The organism is Haloarcula sebkhae, from assembly GCF_014647415.1.
GTDB classification, from domain to species: Archaea; Halobacteriota; Halobacteria; order Halobacteriales; family Haloarculaceae; genus Haloarcula; species Haloarcula sebkhae.
Window position 1 is genome coordinate 142,857 of the sequence record NZ_BMPD01000004.1, and the last position, 17,708, is coordinate 160,564.

17 protein-coding genes are annotated in these 17,708 nt (G+C 59.4%); 7 read left to right on the top strand and 10 right to left on the bottom strand.

Going from position 1 to position 17,708, the window contains the following annotated elements; genetic code table 11:
• Positions 1-3 precede the first annotated feature (3 nt).
• Positions 4-1,194: an outer membrane protein assembly factor BamB family protein gene (locus IEY38_RS13035; RefSeq protein ID WP_188978825.1), complete on the bottom strand. Its 1,191-nt coding sequence runs from the start codon at positions 1,192-1,194 to the stop codon at positions 4-6.
• A 500-nt stretch (positions 1,195-1,694) separates the two neighbouring features.
• On the opposite strand from IEY38_RS13035, the gene IEY38_RS13040 reads away from it, so the two are divergent.
• The gene (locus IEY38_RS13040) at positions 1,695-1,958 is read left to right on the top strand and encodes an MTH865 family protein (RefSeq protein WP_005533173.1); all 264 of its coding nucleotides are present in this window, start codon (positions 1,695-1,697) and stop codon (positions 1,956-1,958) included.
• A gap of 108 nt (positions 1,959-2,066) precedes the next feature.
• Here IEY38_RS13040 and IEY38_RS13045 read toward each other — a convergent pair whose 3' ends face one another.
• Entirely contained in the window at positions 2,067-2,264 is a 198-nt protein-coding gene (locus IEY38_RS13045) for a heavy-metal-associated domain-containing protein (protein ID WP_188978430.1), read from the bottom strand.
• Positions 2,265-2,961: 697 nt separating this feature from the next.
• On the opposite strand from IEY38_RS13045, the gene IEY38_RS13050 reads away from it, so the two are divergent.
• The gene (locus IEY38_RS13050; RefSeq protein ID WP_229775300.1) at positions 2,962-4,875 is read left to right on the top strand and encodes a methyl-accepting chemotaxis protein; all 1,914 of its coding nucleotides are present in this window, start codon (positions 2,962-2,964) and stop codon (positions 4,873-4,875) included.
• A gap of 71 nt (positions 4,876-4,946) precedes the next feature.
• Here the strand turns inward: IEY38_RS13050 and IEY38_RS13055 are convergent, their stop codons facing one another.
• Both IEY38_RS13055 and IEY38_RS13060 read right to left on the bottom strand, forming a co-directional pair.
• Positions 4,947-5,381, bottom strand: a complete 435-nt coding sequence (locus IEY38_RS13055) for a universal stress protein (protein ID WP_188978432.1) — start codon at positions 5,379-5,381, stop codon at positions 4,947-4,949.
• A 120-nt stretch (positions 5,382-5,501) separates the two neighbouring features.
• Positions 5,502-6,857, bottom strand: coding sequence for a sulfatase (locus tag IEY38_RS13060; RefSeq protein ID WP_188978434.1), 1,356 nt, complete (start codon positions 6,855-6,857; stop codon positions 5,502-5,504).
• A 323-nt stretch (positions 6,858-7,180) separates the two neighbouring features.
• Here IEY38_RS13060 and IEY38_RS13065 point away from each other — a divergent pair, with 323 nt between their 5' ends.
• Positions 7,181-7,579 carry a ribbon-helix-helix domain-containing protein gene (locus IEY38_RS13065; RefSeq protein WP_170098688.1) on the top strand — a complete coding sequence of 133 codons (399 nt, stop codon included), beginning with the start codon at positions 7,181-7,183 and terminating at the stop codon, positions 7,577-7,579.
• A gap of 61 nt (positions 7,580-7,640) precedes the next feature.
• Here IEY38_RS13065 and IEY38_RS13070 read toward each other — a convergent pair whose 3' ends face one another.
• Both IEY38_RS13070 and IEY38_RS13075 read right to left on the bottom strand, forming a co-directional pair.
• The gene (locus tag IEY38_RS13070) at positions 7,641-8,708 is read right to left on the bottom strand and encodes an NAD(P)/FAD-dependent oxidoreductase (protein WP_188978436.1); all 1,068 of its coding nucleotides are present in this window, start codon (positions 8,706-8,708) and stop codon (positions 7,641-7,643) included.
• A gap of 119 nt (positions 8,709-8,827) precedes the next feature.
• A complete protein-coding gene (locus IEY38_RS13075; protein WP_188978438.1) occupies positions 8,828-9,502 on the bottom strand; it encodes a ribonuclease HI family protein in 675 nt (224 codons plus the stop codon).
• Positions 9,503-9,646: 144 nt separating this feature from the next.
• Here IEY38_RS13075 and IEY38_RS13080 point away from each other — a divergent pair, with 144 nt between their 5' ends.
• The 3 genes from IEY38_RS13080 (at position 9,647) to IEY38_RS13090 (ending at position 11,619) form a co-directional block, all read left to right on the top strand.
• Positions 9,647-9,976, top strand: coding sequence for a hypothetical protein (locus tag IEY38_RS13080; protein ID WP_170098685.1), 330 nt, complete (start codon positions 9,647-9,649; stop codon positions 9,974-9,976).
• A 72-nt stretch (positions 9,977-10,048) separates the two neighbouring features.
• On the top strand, positions 10,049-11,266 hold the full coding sequence (locus IEY38_RS13085) for a PQQ-dependent sugar dehydrogenase (RefSeq protein WP_188978440.1): 1,218 nt from the start codon (positions 10,049-10,051) through the stop codon (positions 11,264-11,266).
• Between the two features lie 179 nt (positions 11,267-11,445).
• The gene (locus tag IEY38_RS13090; protein ID WP_005533154.1) at positions 11,446-11,619 is read left to right on the top strand and encodes a hypothetical protein; all 174 of its coding nucleotides are present in this window, start codon (positions 11,446-11,448) and stop codon (positions 11,617-11,619) included.
• Between the two features lie 104 nt (positions 11,620-11,723).
• Here the strand turns inward: IEY38_RS13090 and IEY38_RS13095 are convergent, their stop codons facing one another.
• The 3 genes from IEY38_RS13095 to IEY38_RS13105 form a co-directional block, all read right to left on the bottom strand.
• Positions 11,724-12,422 carry an SDR family NAD(P)-dependent oxidoreductase gene (locus IEY38_RS13095; RefSeq protein WP_268238772.1) on the bottom strand — a complete coding sequence of 233 codons (699 nt, stop codon included), beginning with the start codon at positions 12,420-12,422 and terminating at the stop codon, positions 11,724-11,726.
• A gap of 229 nt (positions 12,423-12,651) precedes the next feature.
• The gene (locus tag IEY38_RS13100; protein WP_188978444.1) at positions 12,652-13,758 is read right to left on the bottom strand and encodes an agmatinase family protein; all 1,107 of its coding nucleotides are present in this window, start codon (positions 13,756-13,758) and stop codon (positions 12,652-12,654) included.
• Between the two features lie 187 nt (positions 13,759-13,945).
• The gene (locus tag IEY38_RS13105) at positions 13,946-14,962 is read right to left on the bottom strand and encodes an AbrB/MazE/SpoVT family DNA-binding domain-containing protein (RefSeq protein WP_188978446.1); all 1,017 of its coding nucleotides are present in this window, start codon (positions 14,960-14,962) and stop codon (positions 13,946-13,948) included.
• Between the two features lie 410 nt (positions 14,963-15,372).
• On the opposite strand from IEY38_RS13105, the gene IEY38_RS13110 reads away from it, so the two are divergent.
• On the top strand, positions 15,373-16,935 hold the full coding sequence (locus IEY38_RS13110) for a sodium:solute symporter family protein (protein WP_188978448.1): 1,563 nt from the start codon (positions 15,373-15,375) through the stop codon (positions 16,933-16,935).
• Positions 16,936-17,022: 87 nt separating this feature from the next.
• On the opposite strand, the gene IEY38_RS13115 is transcribed toward IEY38_RS13110, so the two are convergent.
• Positions 17,023-17,499 carry a Mov34/MPN/PAD-1 family protein gene (locus IEY38_RS13115; protein ID WP_188978450.1) on the bottom strand — a complete coding sequence of 159 codons (477 nt, stop codon included), beginning with the start codon at positions 17,497-17,499 and terminating at the stop codon, positions 17,023-17,025.
• Positions 17,500-17,708 lie beyond the last annotated feature (209 nt).

The window sequence follows — 17,708 nt, forward strand, 5'->3', positions numbered from 1 at the left end:
AGGTCACTCACCTCCGAGGGCCACGACGGTTCCGTCCGGCGACACGCTCACGATTCCGCCATCGAGTACCGCCAGTGAGACTGCCTGATACTCGGTCGGATACTGCCATACTGCCTCGCCGAGACGCGTGGTGAACGCGGTGAGGCCATCATCACTCTGGAACGTGAACACAGCGTCGTCAGCCGCGGCAGTCACCGCGCCACCGAGATTGATTTCCGAGCACCACCGGGGCTCTGGTGGTCCGTTTTCGACGCGGTCGAAGGCGAACGTCGCGCTGGCGGACTCACCTGGGCGCTCGATCGCATACACGCTATCGGGCGTCACGACCGGGAACTCGAGTGACCGTCTGTCGTCGAGACGCCACTGCTCGCTCCCGTCTGTGAGTGACCGGCCTATCAGATCGCCGTACGTGTTGCTCACATAGACGGTCCCATCAGAGACGACGGGATAGCCCTCAGGTCGATCCGAGTGTTCCCACTGGACCTCGCCAGTTGCGGCGTCTACCGCCACTATCTCCTGTCCAGCAATAATGACGGTGTCGTCAGCTACGGCCAGCCTCGTCCCGTCGGCGGTCGCCGTCCACTGCCGGCGTCCGTCGTCGGTCGCAAATCTCGCTACCCCGTCAGTCGTGGGGACGAACAGGGCGTCGTCAGTCACAACTGGAACGCCTGCCCCGGCCGTGTCTGTGTTTCGCCACGCAACTGCCCCGTCCGCAACCTCGAATGCAGCGATACCGTCTGCCGTCGCGAGAAAGACGTGACTGTTAGCTATCACCGGTGGCGCTGGTTCGTCTCCAATGTCGACCACTGACGGAACCGTCGCCGGTGTGAGATCTCGCCGCCACTGTTCTTCGCCGTCACGGAGCGATAGGGCGACGACACTGGTCGCTGTCGTTAGCACGACAGTGCCGTCAGCGACGACCACCGCGCTTGCACCGGTGGTTTCACCGTCACCAGACGCTGTTGAAATATCTGCGTGCCATCTGACCGATGGTGTCGTGGTTTCCATCCCGACTGGCGCATAGCCCGTGTTCGTCGCGTCGAACCGCGGCAACGGCCACGAGCCGTCGGGCACTGTCTCGAAGCCAGAACTGTCGATATCCGGTTCGACTGTATGAGATGGGTCTGGTGCGCCGTCGTCAGGGCACGACGACGAACAGCCAGCGATACTGGCGACTGATCCAGTGGCGACCATTCCGAGGAATGTCCGCCGCAGCGTGGAGGGCATCGACTGCCTGTTCTGATAGCTCGATAAAAAATGTTAATACGATATCCCAACGTGCAAGAAATTCAACCACCGGTTGTCCAGAAGACACATACACATTCTCAGCAACAGTCTGGGAGACTCTCTACTATTGTTCGAGAATTATTTCTCAGACAAATGTAACAAAAATTAGAAAAACATTCCCAATATCGGTTCTATAGCCGAAACGACGCTCGCTACAATTGACGAACTACTGGAGGGCGCTTTCGACGACGTGGATGGCTCTGAAGCCCGATACAAACTCAGAAGTGCGCGACAACTTCTACAAGTAGTTCAAGAGCCACAGGATATCGCGGTTGAAGCCATCGATACTGCCGCCGAGGGCGAAGACATCCTGAAAAACATCCGCTAACTCGGCTATACCGAGTGATGCGTGACTACGACTGTTTGCACAGAACAAGCCTTTTGTCTCTCTCAACCAAGTCTCCGGTATGACAGAAGACACTGCCGGGCAGCTTCGAGCGGAATTAGAGGCGGTTTTCACCAGCGCAGAGTACCCCGTCGAAGAACCGATGGAACTGGTGCCAGTGCTGCCGGACGGCCCAAGTACGACCTTCGAAGCAGGAGATGTCCGCGTCGGGGTGATGGATTTTGGTACAGAATACGCCGAGTATCAGGACTATCCCTACGAGACGGCTTCGGCCCTTATCGACGATCTGATGGCCGGCTTTCGGGAAGAAGGACTGTTTGACTGAGCCGAACTTTCCGTCTCCCCTCTCCACGGGGTGACAGTCATCCGCTACCCAGCAGTGGTACCGAACCCGTATCGACAACAGTTACTACAGTATTTGCGACTGGCTGTCTCAGGTCCCCGCGTCATACCCCGCATCCTCCACAGCGGCGATGAGCTGTTCCGTGCTGACATCGCCGTCGACAGACACCTGATCGGCGTTTCTGTCGGCCTCTGCGTCTTTGACACCGGCGAGCGCCTCGATGGCTTCTTCGACGGTCTGCTCACAGTGACCGCAACTCATCCCTTCGACGGTCAGGGTTGTGGACATGGTGTTTTAAACGAGGAAGGCATGGAACTTTTCGATTACGAATTAACTACCAAAAACCTAGCAAATAGCCTCGAAAACAACAGTCAGATATTCACAAACCTCATTCGGAAGTGCTGTAATCTGGGCGAAACAGTTTGTGTTGTAACTGAAAGTCACAAGAGCTTTTTACTTGCTTGGTAACCTTGCACGTGGGTTCTGATACTTGGCTCCACAGTCAGTGTGTGTCTCCCCCCGGCCACTGATGTACCGGAGTGCAGAACCTGTCGTCGTGGTTGGCGACACGCAGTGGGTTGCACACAGTTTCTCCCACCCCACCCCTTGCAGCCCACTCATCCGTTGACCCGAGTTGCGGTCAGTGTGTCTTCCCTTATTGACAGAGAGACTGCCATGTACCGGCTTTGGTGTTGCTGTGAGTAAACCAAGACCTGCGTTTTCAAGGGTCGCTACCGCAGCACTGTGCTTGCAGTCGCTGCCATCCACCTCAGGCAACGAAGTGGCTAGCTACCAATTACTGAATATACACGGTCGTCTGTCGTAGCTGTTGACCCTCAGCACATACCTGACCGAATGACAACAGCGCAAATAGTGAACAAATCATATTGAATAATAGTGTATGTCTTTGCACCGTCCAGCGTGCATTAATCAAATTTGATAATTTCATGAACAGTAATATAATTTCTGAGCGTTTTTCAGAGACATGGCAAATGGTAACATGACAGGTGCTGGAAACATTGGAAGCCGGGACACCACCGGCGGCAATGGTGGCTTCCTCTCGACTATCCCGGATGGGAGTTCAATTCCCGACGAAACGTGGCAACGCCGCCACAAATATTTCATAATCACAGTTCTGGCGCATATCCCGTTTCTGTTGATTCTAGGGCTCGTCGAAACGACGCAGAGTCCGATCATCGGCGCAGCCATCCCCGCCGTACCGACCGGACGGGTGCTGCTTCAGATTGGTCTCATTGCTGGGTTTGCGTTCGCCGCAGCCCTACCGCAACTCAGCCGTCGAGTGCGAACTGTGCTAGCGGTCACGGGACTCGCGTTCTGTACCGGCACGCTTGTGCACTTTAGCGGCGGGTACATTGAGGCACACTTCCACTTCTTCATCGCAATCGGCATCGCCGCAATCTATGAAGATTGGATTCCGTTCGGCATCGGCATCGCGTACGTCGTCGTGAGCCACATTATCTTCGGCATCATCGACCCCGCCTCAGTCTACAACCACACGGCAGCGCAACTGAACCCCATCGCTTGGGGCGCTATCCACGGCGGCTTCGTTGCAATGCTGGCGATCTCATTGACGATCCACCTGAGTTCCATCGAAAAGTCTCGACAAAAGGCACAGACAGAGATTAAACGTGCCCGCGAACGGGCGAATAAGATCGATAATCTCGAAGAGGAGCGAGCCGAAATTGAACAGCAGCGCGAGGAAGCCCAACGTCTCAAAGACGAGGCCGAGCAGGAGCGTGAAGAGGTCGCTGCGCTCAACAGCCATCTCGAACTGAAGGCCCAGACGTACAAAGACGCAATGGAGGACATGGCGGACGGCGACTTCACAACGCGTGTTGATGCGGATAGTATGAACGATTCGATGGCTGAAATCGGCGTTGCGTTCAACGCTATGGCGGACGAACTCGAAGCGACGCTCGGCGAGATTCAGTCGTTCGCTGCTGCTGTCGATAGACAGGTCACGGAGTCGGATTCAGCACTGCAGGAAGTCGCGACGGCGAGCGACGGTGTGAGCGGCTCTATCCAGCAGATCGCTGCCGGCGCTGATGAACAGCGGGGAATGGTCGAAGAGGCGAGCGCCGAGGTGTCGAACTTCTCAGCGGCGGTCGAAGAGATCGCGGCGTCGGCTGATGAAGTCGCACAGACTTCTGCCGAAACCGCAACAATCGCGACTGATGGGCAGTCACTCGCCGAAGACACGTTAACCGATGCCAAAGATGTCAAGGCCTCTATCGACGAAACGGTGGAGACAGTAACCGAGCTCGACGACCAGATGGCAGAGATCGCGACAATTGTCGATTTCATCTCCGATATTGCCGAACAGACGAATATGCTGGCGCTGAACGCGAACATCGAAGCGGCCCGCGCTGGGAACTCCGGGACCGGAGATGCAGGCGACGGCTTCGCTGTTGTGGCTGACGAGGTCAAGACACTGGCCGACGAGACCCAGGAGTCTGCGGGGAACATCCGAACCCGAATCGAAAACATTCAGGACCAGACCGGCACTGTCGTCAGTCAGGTTGAACGGGCGAGTGAGTTAGTTGAAAAAGAGATCGAAGCCGTTGAGCGGTCCGTTACTGCGTTCGAACGGGTTGCTGAGAACGCCGCGGAAACCGATACCGGTGTCCAAGAAATCAGCGACACGACTGATAGCCAGGCGGCGACCAGTGAAGGTGTCGTGTCGATGATCGATGAGGTCGCGGATATTAGCGTTGAGTCGGCAGACGAAACTGAATCTGTGTCTGCGACAGTCGAAGAACAAACTGCTTCGATCAATGAAGTGAGCAATCGGATGGAGTCGCTGTCCGACCAGGCACAACAGCTCGAAACGCTGGTCGGGTCGTTCAGCGTCAGAACCGATGTCGCTCAGTCACAGTAAGTAGGGACCCGAATTTCTAGTTTCCGCTTGCATCAACTACCGCAGCCTGCGACCACTGACGAACCGCGCGCTTACTCCGACTCGGAAACGCCAACAGTGAGGACCGGAACGGACGACTTCGTGACGACCTTCTGTGCCGTGCTCCCGAGCATATTCTGTTCATACTTGTCTGCCTGCGTCCCCATCGTAATCAGATCAATATCGGCGTCTTCAACGTACGACACAATGTTGTCTGCCGGTTTGCCCCGCTGGGTCGCTGTCGAGACTTCGATTCCTTCCTGTTCCAGTGTCTCCCGGACTGCCGACGTGGCTTCTTCGCCCTCCGCGCGCAGGTTCTCAAGCACTTCGTCCTGCATCTCGTCATCCATCGACAAGAACGCCCGGTCGTCGATGACATACAGCGCGTGGACGGTAACATCCCGTCCGTCGGCAATATCGATTGTGTGTTCCAGTACCTGCTGCATTGACGCACTCCCATCCGTTGGAACGAGAATATCGCTATACATCGTTCGTACAAATCAAGTTGCGACAAACATCCCTTTCGATTCTGTTCAGCCATCGCAAGTACGACAGCTATAATACGAGTGTGGCGGACGATGCTCGGTTTCGGCCTGATTAGCACCGGTTCAGAGATAGCCGAGTCGCTCCAACCGCGACTTGAGGTCTACGTCGTCGAAGCCATCGATATCGTATTCTGCCATTTCGTCCTCCCCAGACGCGAGTTGGGTGATTTCGAGCGTCTCACTGTGCGCTGCGGAGTCAGCGACAACGTCCGACGGCGAGCGGTCGATAGGTGTATCATCGTTGGACTCGGACCGTCGGCCCCGCACGACCGCTTCGTACTCATCCTCTCCCCACGCTGCGCGCTTGTAGACGGTGTCGCCGGGCCCGTCAAGATACACAAGTGACGCAGGCTGTCGAAATCGGTCCGGTTCGTCAGTGTACTGCTCGGCGTACTCAGCCGTCTGTCCGGTGGGCGGTGACTGGTATGCAGTCGTTTGCCCATCAGGTGCGACGAACCACCCGGCGTCGTCCGCTTCGCCGTCAAACGCAGCCAACACAGCGTCGGGAAACTGTGCCAACGTCGCCAGGGACTCGATTCGCCGCCCCTCGGTCTGCCCCGGTCCGCGGACGACCAGCGGGACGTGAAACAGTTCCTCCTGCGTGCCCATGCCGTGCATGACGGCCGGTGGCTCTGTGGCCGCCTGTGGCGGCTCTCCGAACCCATCACCGTGGTCCGACGTGATGACCACGAGCGTCTCGTCCAGAACGCCTCGCGCCTCTAGATCACCGATGACTTGCTCCAGAATGGCGTCAGTCTGCCGAATCGCCCCATCGTACAGCGGTTCGAGTAGTTGTCCGATGCCCGCTGGGAGTTGCTCCCCGTAGACGCTCCACTCCCACTTGATCGGGAGTTCGTCGTGCATTGCCCAGTAAAAGTCCGCGCCCCACTCATCGTAGGCGTCCCGCGTCGCGTACGGCATATGCGCATCCATCAGATTCAGGCACGCAGCCCATGACTCGGATTGTTCGTCGATCCACTCCGTCAGCCTGTCAGCGTACCAGAACCCGTCGACACCGTTGCGGGTCTCGGACGGATCGTCAACGTCTGTCGAGTCGGGCCGTTCCGTGACGACGGACTCGAAGCTATCACTGAGTCCGGACGGGTGAACCGTGAGATACGGGTTCTCGGTGAACACACCGGTTTCGTAGCCTTCCCCATCGAGGAAATCAAAGATGGTCTGCCCGGGTTCCAGCCGTTCGGTTATCTGGAGTTTATGGCCCTCTGAGGGAACACCGGTGAACAGGCTCGTATGGGCCGGCAGCGACCAGCTCGCGGTCGTCCGTGCCTGCGTGTACACTGTCGCCTCCCGAGCGAATTCTTCCAGAAAGGGTGTGGTCTTGCGCCGGTGACCTAACAACGAGGTGTTCGCCGCGCGGACGCAGTCGAGAACCACGAGTAACACGTTTGGCCGACCCATTGTCAAACTTTAGGAGGTGTCCACGGCAAAAGTATGTTCTGTAATCGGGAATTTCATTGTCGTGCTGGTAGACAGTACCTACTCGCCGGGGAGTCGATAGCCTCGGTGTACAGAACTAACTGCCTCCCCGTCATTGGACGGGATCGATTTTGTGTCAGTGAGCGCACGCTCCACTCCTCACTGCCGCCAGAAATCATCACCGCTGTTAGTACTGTTCGGCGGGATTTTACAATCAAATAGGCGATACCAAAATAATCAACACACAGTGTGCCAGACTCCGCGGGAGTATATTTTATATGGGTCGACAGTCTGATGAGTAATACGTGGTCAAGTCAACGGTTCGGTTCCCTGAAGCGGTGATGGACTGCGTCGAGGAGATGGTAGAAGAGGGTGTCTTCTCGAACAAGTCCGAGTTTCAGCGGTTCGCCGTTGAGTACGTCCTTTCGGAAATCGAGGACTACGAACCCGAGATGGTTGATTTCGACGAACTACAGAAAGAAGTCTTTCAACACCAGCCGGTTTCCAACCGGGGCGAGATGTCACCAGAGATCAACGAGAACTTCTACGAGAACGCCGCGCGCGTCCGACAGTTCGCAATTCGTGGTGACATCGAGACCGCAGAGGAGTACATCGACACTGCGTACCCCGTTACTGACCCTCGCTGCTTACTGCTTGACGACTTGCTCGAATCCTATCGACAGCACGACACCGAAGACGAATAGTCGCTTTCTGGAGCCGATACTTGATTGCCACGCCGTATTTGATCGAACTATTCTCTGGACGTCAGTCGTCGTCTGCGCTGGCTTCTGGCGCTTCCTCCGACCGTGGTCCAGCAGCATGCCCCTCGTGTGCCAGCGCCGTCGCGAACAGTTCTTCCGAGACAGCGGGCACCTCCACATCTTCGACCGCTCCCTCGGACTCGATGTCGTCGACTGAACGCGGGTACTTCCTGAGGTCCTTGTGGATAGCGATGCCCGCGTCCGCGCCCTCGCCCATCGCGACTGGAATCTGGTTGTGACCTGGCGTCAGGTCTCCGACTGCGTAGATCCCGTCGATACTGGTCTCGCCGTGGTCGTCGACGGCCACCGTCCCGTCGTCGTTTCTATCGACTCCCAGCTCGTCGGCCAGTTCCGCGTGATAGTCCGAACCGAGCATCGGGAAGCCGCCCTTGTACTCCCGGACGCTTCCGTCCTCGAATTCGTACGCTGATAGCCAGCCGTCATCGTCGGTTTGCTTGCCGGACAACTCTGTCTCGACGATCTCGACCGGGTGATTGTCGAGCATCGTCTGCGTCTCGTCGCTCCATTCCGGCTCCTCGCCGCGAGTCAGGACGTCCACGTCGTCAGTGTAGTTCAGCATAATCATCGCGACGTGGGCCGCGGCTTCGCCGGTCCCCATGACGAACACCGGCTCGCCGACGAACATGAACGCGTCACAGTGGAGACACCAGTGGAGCCCTTTCCCGGTGCGTGGCAGCGGCGGGTCTGGACGCTCGTCGGCGAACCCGGTCGCCAAGACGACCCGCTTGACCACCAGTTCGCCGTCGCTCGTCGTCACCGTGAAGCCGTCCTCGTCTCCGAGTGGCTCGACTGACTCCACGAAACCTCGTTCGTAGGTGCCGCCGTAATCCTGCACCTGTTCGCGTGCCGTCTCTATGAACTCGTTCCCCGAAACGTCCTCGGTGACGCCGATGACGTTGTGCGTGTCGGTCATCATTGCAGCGCGGCCCCCACCGCGGTTGATGACAATCGTATCCATCCCCAGCCGGGTGGTGTATAGTGCACTCGTCAGCCCGGCCGGGCCGCCGCCGACCACGACCACATCATAGTCGAACTGCCCATCAGTATACATTAGCATAAAACACGTGCTCAAGGAATAAAAACAGCAGAACAGCGGCTACTTACACACCCATCTCTCGCTGGTGAGCCATTTCGCGAGCAACGCGAACGACAGGCTCTCTGGCCCCTGTCTCACCCAGGACCGAGGGCTGCGATGTCGGCCCCGACCGTCGCCTGTGCATCAGCTGGGTTCGGATCACTGTCAGCCAGATGCGTCCACTCGTGGGCGGGCAGCGCCGACAGGTGGTCAGTGATCGCTGTGCTGTACGGCGTCGCTTTCACAGTGCTCTCTTTGCTACCCCAGATGTGGTTGATGACGGTCATCGAATCGATGCGGATCTCGACCGATTCCGGATCACATCGTGCCACCAGTGCTTGCAGCCCGAGCTGGAGGGCAGCGTATTCGGCGACGTTGTTGTTCGTCCGGGAGCCCACCGGACGCCCGAGTCGGACGATCTCCGTCTCATCAGCCTGAATCACAGCACCGGCCCCGGCCGGCCCGTTACTGTGTGCGCTGCCGTCCACATAGAGAACTACCTGTGACACGGCGGAAGTAGCCGCGCTCTGCTGTGCCGGGGGCGGGCCAGATTCGATGAGCTCGTCGATTGCGGTCCGTATTTCAGCAGCAGTTGTCTCCGGGTCGAACAGGCCACCGTAGCCAGCGACGGCAGCATTGATCGCATCGATAGCGGGGGTGAGTTCGTATCGATACAGGGCCAGCAGTTCGTCGACCCGTGTCGCCAGCGGCGAGAGTGTCTCCGCTGGCAGACGCTCTCTATCACCTGCTGGCTGATTGTGACGGTCCATCAGTGCTGCGTAGCTGCGGGAGGCTAAAAGACACTTCGCCGCGACAGGCCCAACGGGCGGTCGGCGTACGAATATCTCTCCAATGACTGGAACTTCCCGATGGGAGCCAAAATAAGCCGTCGCTGCCTACTGGATAGATATCTGATGAACGTCGACCGGATCGAAGTAAGCCATACCGCTGCAGAGAAAGCTGACCGATATCTCACGCCGGAGCAACTCAAGACCGTGCTGCGGGAACACACCGGCTACGTGTGCCGACGCGCGTCACCGAATCATGACGACCTGTACCCAGACAACGAATTTACACTGCGCGGTGAGTTTTACGGACTACAGCTTGACATCGTGTTCGCCGTCGAAAGCGACCACGTCGCAGTCATCACACAGATGTCACAGCACAGCGACAGCCTGCGCGGACAGTTCTACGAGTACGTCGGCGACACTGCCGAGGACGCCGTCGAACACGCTCGGTCGTAGAGTGACTGATTCTGCGGGCTGGCCGCGGCTGGGACCGCAGTTAACAGCACTGCGACCGTAGCTGTGGCCACGATGGACAGACGGACCTTCCTTGCTGCGAGCGGGCTCGCGGTCGCGGGGACACTCGCGGGCTGTAGTGCTCCCAGTGACAACCAACAAGGCGACGGCGATACAGCCACGGATTCCGGGCAGACCGACGACTCAGCGACCGCTGTGACTGTCGAAACCGTCGTTGATGGGCTCGAATCACCCTGGAGCGTCACGCCGCTCCCTGACGGCTCACAGTGGCTGGTCACAGAGCGCGTCGGCCGCGTGGTGCTGGTCGATCCGTCAGACGGCACAGTCACACCGATCAGTAACGTACCGTCGGTGTACGCGAGCGGCCAGGGCGGGATGCTCGATACCGCGCTCCATCCCGACTTTCCGGACCCGGCGTGGGTGTATCTGACATATTCGAAAGCCAACGACAGCGGTGAACCGGCAACACATCTGGGTCGTGGTCGCCTGAACGCGGCTGACTCGCAGTTCGATAGCTTTGAACAACTGCACGTCGCGGAGCCGTTCGTCGACTCCGACGGGCACTTCGGGTCTCGCGTCGTGTTCGGCCCGGACGAGTTGGTGTACATGACTGTCGGCGACAGGCAATTCAAGGACTTTGGACCCGACCACGTCGCTCAGGACAGGACGAACGAGCTCGGGACCACGCTTCGGTTGACACCCTCGGGTGGTATTCCCGATGCGAACCCGTTCACCGACGACCCGGACGCGGTCGATTCGATATTCAGCTACGGCCACCGCAACGCCCAGGGGATGACCGTCCACCCCGACACGGGAGCTATCTGGCAGACTGAGTTCGGCGAACAGGACGGTGACGAAATCAACATCGTCGAACGTGGCGCTAACTACGGCTGGCCGGTCGCCGACGAGGGCTGTACCTACGGCAGCGGCGACCCTATCGGCGTCAGCCACGCGGATCGCGACGACGTCGTGGCACCAGTTTATTCGTGGGACTGCGGATCAGGTGGGTTCCCGCCCAGCGGCGCGACTTTCTACACCGGTGACGCTTTCCCGGAGTGGACCGGCGACTTGCTCGTCGGCGGGCTGGCATCGAAATACCTTGCCCGGTTCACCGTCGACGGACGAACGGTCGAGGAAACGACGCCTCTCCTCGCCGACCGAGGGTGGCGCATCCGTGATGTCGTCGTCGAACCCGAGACTGGGAACGTCCTTGCTGCCATCGACTCGCCGGACGCACCCATCGTCCGACTCCGCCCTGCCAGAATCGGCTGATTCGGCGACAACCGTGTGGATCGGCGACCTGTGCCCGTGATCTGAATTGGCGTTGGAGCGATACATCAACGGTGAATGGGACTGTTCTGGTCCCATACTCCCACAAATTCCTCTCGATTAGACTTGGTCAGTGAGCCCCGTACCGCGGCATTTTTCCTTCTGAATCCGCTACACTGGCTGTGAACCAGACTGCGATTCTGCACGCCGCGTTCGGAGTACTGATCGTCGCAGGGTTCCTCGTTTCGGCACCACTGAGCTATGGCCTGTACGGGCTGGGGGCTGCGTGTTTCATCGCCGGCATCGTACTCGCTCGATTGGATAGCGAGGAGTCGGAAGCCGCAGACACCGTCTAGCCGCGGACCTGCGATGGCTGGTGACCAGTGTGGACTGTAGCGATTGGGACTCTCGCCGTCCCAACATCCCTGCTGTGAGTATGCATCGACTGGTGTCTGCCCGGTCACGCTTCCTGTAGTCGACCACCGTCGACGGCCACGTTCTGACCGGAAATGTAGGCAGCCGCGTCACTACAGAAAAACAGAATCGGTGCCGCAACGTCCTCGAATGTGGCTGGCCGCCCGCGCGGGTACTCCGATACGTCCACCACAGTGTTCTCGACCGCAAAGGGCGACACAGCGTTGACCGTAATCCCGTCGTCCTGTGTATCGTACGCCAGTGTGCGCGTAAGCTGCAGGACGGCTTTTTTCGCTGCGAAGTACGGGAAGTTCATCGGCACTGCCCTGTCGTCACGCGCATCTGCCACGCCGAAGTTGATAATTCGTCCCCAACCGGCCGACCGCATCGATGGGAGCGCTCGCTGCGAGCACAGATATGTCGAGTATAGACACCCTTCGACGGCGGTTTTCCACTCATCGAGGGATAGCTCGTCCCACCGCCCCTGTGGAAGCGGACCGACTGCGTTGACCAAGATATCGACATCGCCAAGTTCCGATTCACAGTCCGAGAACAGCGAATCAACGGCATCGGGATCTGTTACGTCACCTTCCACCGTGGTTGCCTCGACGCCGTGGGCCCGTGCGTCGGCTGCTGTCTCCGCCGCCGCTTCTTCGCTTGTCCAGTAGTGCACGGCGACATCGGCACCGGCAGCCGCCAACTCGAGGAGCATCTCTCGGCCGACACGCTTCGCAGACCCTGTCACAAGAGCAGTACGCCCGTCCAGCTCCGGATGAATTGCTACCACTTCTCAATATACCGCTGTGATAATCAAAAATGCGCGGGTACTCGCAACGCTTGATGACCGGCTGCTGTCCGGTGACCCCTTTTCGCGTCATCCGAGCCAGCGTCCACCGGCCGACACACCACCCCCCAAGTACATTCCACCAACGGAGTACAACAACAGCGATTGAACCGCGTACCGCGGCGTGCTGTCAGTCGTCGGCAGGCGTCTCGGCTTCCTCCGTGGGACCGAGTGGTTCCTTGGGCTTGATTGGGTCGCCCGATTCCAGTCCCTTTTCGGCGAGTGCCATGCTCCCCATGACCTCGATGATGAGACGGTTGGCCAGCCCGCTGGTGACGCCGCCGTTGTAGGAACTACTGTCGCTGGTGTCATAGGCCGGGGAGACTTCGACCACGTCGAAGCCGAAGTCCTCTGGGTCGAGGTCCTTCACAACCTCGCGGACCATGTAGATGGCTTCCCGCGGAACGAGGCCGCCGGGTTCGGGTTCGCCGGTGCCGGGTGCGTAGGCCGGCTCCATCACGTCCACGTCGAAAGAGACCCACACTGCGTCGGTCCCGTCAGTAGCTCGCTGGACCGCGTCGGCGACGATATCGTCGAGGTCCATCCCGCCGACATCCATGGAGGTGTACCACTTCATATCGGCCTCTCGCATCTCCTCATAGGTGTCCGGACCGGGCCAGAACCCGCGCGGACCGATGAGCGTGTAGTTCTCTCCGGCCATGAGGTCGTCGTCGAAGACGCGCTTGACCCACGCCCCGTGGTCGTACTCGAAGCCGGTAAGGCCCTCGTCGCCCGTGTCCGCGTGACAGTCGAAGTGGATGAGGCCGATGTCGTCGTAGCCGTTCGCTTCGGCCCAGCCCTTGATGTCCGGGTAGGAAATAGAGTGGTCGCCGCCGATGACAATGGGCGTGGCCTGCTCGCTGATTTCGTAGACGGCGTCCTCGATGTTCAGTTGGCTCTCACGGGTGTCCCCGGGAGAGACGGCTGCATCGCCGGTGTCGGCCACACTAAATGTGTCGAAGGGGTCGACGCCGGTCTCGATGTTGAAATGCTCGTAGGGGGGCGAGGGGACCGTCGAGGCAGCCCGGACCGCACGCGGGCCGTACCGGGTGCCCGGACGGATAGTCGTCGCCGTGTCCAGCGGCGCACCGAGAATACCGATGTCGACGTTCTCCTCGTCAAGGGAATCCCGCTCGACCTCCGGGAGTTTGAGGAACGTCGGGATGCCGCTGAAAATGGGTTCGTTCGCTTCTTTGTGCTTTTCGCCGTAGATGTCGTCGCCGTTTCGGTCAGTCATGATATAGTGGTTTCCCGGGCTCGAACTGGTCGAACCCAGCGTGTGTATCGACAAAAGTAGATGATTGCGAACTACGGATAAGCGTTCCTTCGGATGTGTAAAACCCACTCCTATGACCACGAGTGGACATGTACCGTTCGAGTTTCCTTAAGGAATTTAATGCTGGCTCGCCCCTCTCGGTCAGCAGTTACTCCCCGGTGACCAGAGAAGGGTCGTTCCGGAAGGCCAGATGCGTCGCAACTGAGAGGCTGTCGCGGGCGTGTCTGGCGCTGCGTTCGAGCAGGACCACAGCGCGCTGGAGCGCCAGCAGCGGTTCCGGACGTTCGGCTTCGAGGTGGGCGTTCAGTTCGGCGATCCTGTCATCGACCAGGTCGAACGCGGCGCGGGCGTCTTCGGTCGCGTCGTAGTCGGGGGTCGTCACTGCCGACCGGGTCGCGCTCGCGGCGTCATCGAGCGCGTCCCCGAGTTCGGTGAGCTTCGAGGCGGTCCGTTGGTCGGGCGTCGCCGAGTCGCTCGCCAGCCCCGCGATCTCGATTGCCGTGTCGGCCATCAACACCACGTCCTGTGCGACCGAGCGGTACCCGATCAGTGGAAAGCCTGTCTCCAGCCCGACAGTCTGGTTCAGTCGCGGGTTCCGGTAGATAGTAAACACCAGACGCAGGAACAGGTAAAACAGCTTCTCGACCTGGGCCTGGCGGCTCTCCACCGTCTCGATGAGGGCCGTGTCACCCTCGATGAGCGCGGAAATCGCGTCCCCACGTATCACCGCCTCGGTGCGACTAAGTCGGCCCAGCAGCGTCGGGAGGTCGAAGTCCTCGGGCGCGACCGAGCATCGCACCGTCACCGTTGTTTCGGCCTGTTCAACGATACCCAGCCCCATTAGTCGACGCTCGGCATTCATTACGGCGGTACGGTGTTCGGTCTCCAGCGGTGCCATCGCCTCGATTCGGATGAGCTGTCGGCCAAGAACGTACTGCGTGATGATGGCCCGCTCCAGCGCGTCAGGGGTCAGCGCGTCGGCGTCGATGGTCGCCTCCACGTCCTCGATAGTGGGCTGTTCGGGGACGACGAGCAGCGACCCACCATTTTCGTCGCGCTGGACGATGACCTCGTCACCCTTCGAGATGTCGTGTTGCCGTGCCCAGTCAACGGGCAGTGTCACCGCCAGCGTGGACGAGCCCAGCTGCTGGACTTTCCGTTTCATTCGAATCGGATCGGGCGTCACCACGCACCACTCCTATGGATTTTCGAAACGTCCATCAATCGCTCTATCTCTTATCAGATTAGGGCGCATTTTCTACTTCCGGTTGAAACAAATTCTCCATATTCGCAAGAAACTGAACGATATGCAAGTGCCTGCGCAGCTAAGGTATTAAAACAGTCCTAGGAGTTACGCACCGTACATGTGTCCACTAACAAACTCCTACAGTCCATGCTCGTTGCGGGATAACTCTACTGTGTAAACAATACTGTCATAATCGCTTTATGTAGTGCTCAAAACGAAACTGATGTGACTCAATACCGTCCGGCCCGGAACCAATCTGGGCGTAAAACTGTGGAATCGGGCTACAGAGGCGATTATAGTTGTCCAATCGTCAACAGTGGTGGTTCGCCGTGAGCGTCATCCTCTACGGGCTTGCCGCCACCATCGTGACGATGATGGCGATCGGGTTCTACGTCGCGAAGAAGGTCAACGGCGACAGTATCAACTACATCGTCGCCGGTCGGGGACTCATTCTCCCGCTGGCCGCGGCGACGCTGATGGCGCAATCGCTCGACTCGAACGCGACGCTTGGGAACACCGACCTCGCAGCAGGCTTTGGTTTCTGGGCCGGCGCTGCACTGCCTGTCGGGCTGGCGACCTGCCTGTTCCTGACCGGGCTGTTCTTTGCGAAGCCGATGAACCGACTCAACCTCACGACGCTGCCGGACTTCTACCGCCGGAAGTACGGTCGGACCGCCGAGGTCGTCGCGAGCATCATCATGTCCGTCGCCTATGCGTTCCTGCTTGCGGGGAACCTCGTCGCTGGCGGCTACCTCTTCCAGATTTTCGTCGGAACGAGCTTCCAGTTGGGCGTGTTCATCATCGCCGGACTCGTGCTCGCGTACACTGTCGCCGGCGGACTGTTCTCGGTCGCCTACACCGACGTGCTACAGGCTGGCGTCGCGTTCATCGGCTCGATCGCGCTCATCGTCTACGTCACGACAAACTACGGCATCACGATTCCGTCCGGGATGGGGCCGACGAACCTTGGGCAGCTCACCGACCCGAGTCAGGGGGCGTACATCAACCTCGCTACCATCGTCGCTCTCGGACTTGGTGACATCGTCGCCATCGACTTCATGGAGCGGGTGTTCGCGGCTGACAGCCCCGAAACCGCACAGAAAGCCTGCTTCATCGGGGCAGCCGGTACGCTGATCATCGGTGTCCCGTTCTCTGTCGTCGCGTTGTCGGCGAACCCGATTCTGGCCTCCCTTGGTGTCGAGGCCGGGACCCAGGCCGTGCTGTACACGCTACTACAGAACGCTGTCCCACCGTGGCTGGCCGCACTCGTCCTCGCCGGCATCGTCGCCGCCTCGTTCTCGACGAGCGATGGGGCGATTCTGGGAACGTCGGCGGTCATCGCTCGGAACATCGGTAACATCCGCGTCGACGAGGAGAGTGCCGCCAGCCCGGCAGCCGCCGCGGACGGCGGCGTCAACGAGGGCTTCTTCGGTTCGGAGAGTGACAAACTCCTCACCGTCACGCGCCTGATGTCAGTCCCAATAACGCTACTCGGTGTGTTCCTCGCGATACGGGTGTCCGCGACCGGGATGTTGCTCGTGCTGGCGTTCGACATCATGCTGGCCGGCGCGTTCGTCCCGCTTGTGATGGGACTATACTGGTCCGATATCGCGACCACGCCGGCAGCACTCGGCTCGATGATCGCTGGCTCCGCCACCCGTCTCGTGCTCTTCGTGATGGTGCCGACGACCTACGCCTACGAGAACACGCTCCTGTACATCCCTAACGACATCTTCACCGCCGCTTTCGACGGCCTGCCGACGTTCATCGCCGCCGCGGTGGGGCTTGTGGCGTTCCTCGTCATCGCCTTCGTCACCAAGGACGACTACCCGATATACAGCGTCGAGAAACAGAGCAACCCCAACATCGTAGCCGGCGGCGAGGAAGACTGAGTATATGCCGCTTTACCGCCAGCGCTTCCGATTTCACTGTCGACCACCCCAAAGCAGCCCCGAGTCGCCGCTCTCAGACCAGTCTCCTCAGATGAGCCGTGGCAGTCTGGTCGGCTCTTCGTGGGATGGTTCTCCCATCACTGGGACCTCTTGCCAATTAAACAACCCCAGTCGGAACAGCCGGTAACTGTAGGGCTCCCCGTGTGGGGCGAACACGACGAGCGCGAACTGGTCACGGATGTTCCGCCGGTCGGTGCCCGTCAGACCGGACGGCGTCGACGCCGACGTGTGTGAGTGATAGAACACCCGAGGCTCCGGCGGAACCTGATCGGGTACCGTGGCGGAGAACCGACGCCGCGGCCTCGGTGAAACATTTTCGAGCGGGACGTGATCGGTCGCATACAACTGGTCATCCTGTCGCGTACACGCGAGGTATCCCCCAGCCTCGTGGGGATGACTCGCCGCGATGTGCGCCGCTATCGCGTCCCGAACCTCGTCGGGAACCGTGAGCGCTCGGGCCCGATGACTGAAACGCACAGTACCTACAGCAGGTGACCGAGACATAGAGTTGTTTCGACTGGCCAGCCGGTAGTGTGTGGCCGGCTCACTGGCTTCCGGAGCCGCAAGCGGGGTTTCGCAAGCCCACAAAGATGATTCTCTATGTGGCGCTACGCTTATGTCGCCGGCCTGTTCATCCAGTTCACCGGCGTTGCGGCCTGCGAGTCGGCACACATTTCGTCGGCGGTTTTATCGGGTAGGTGATATAATCTCTA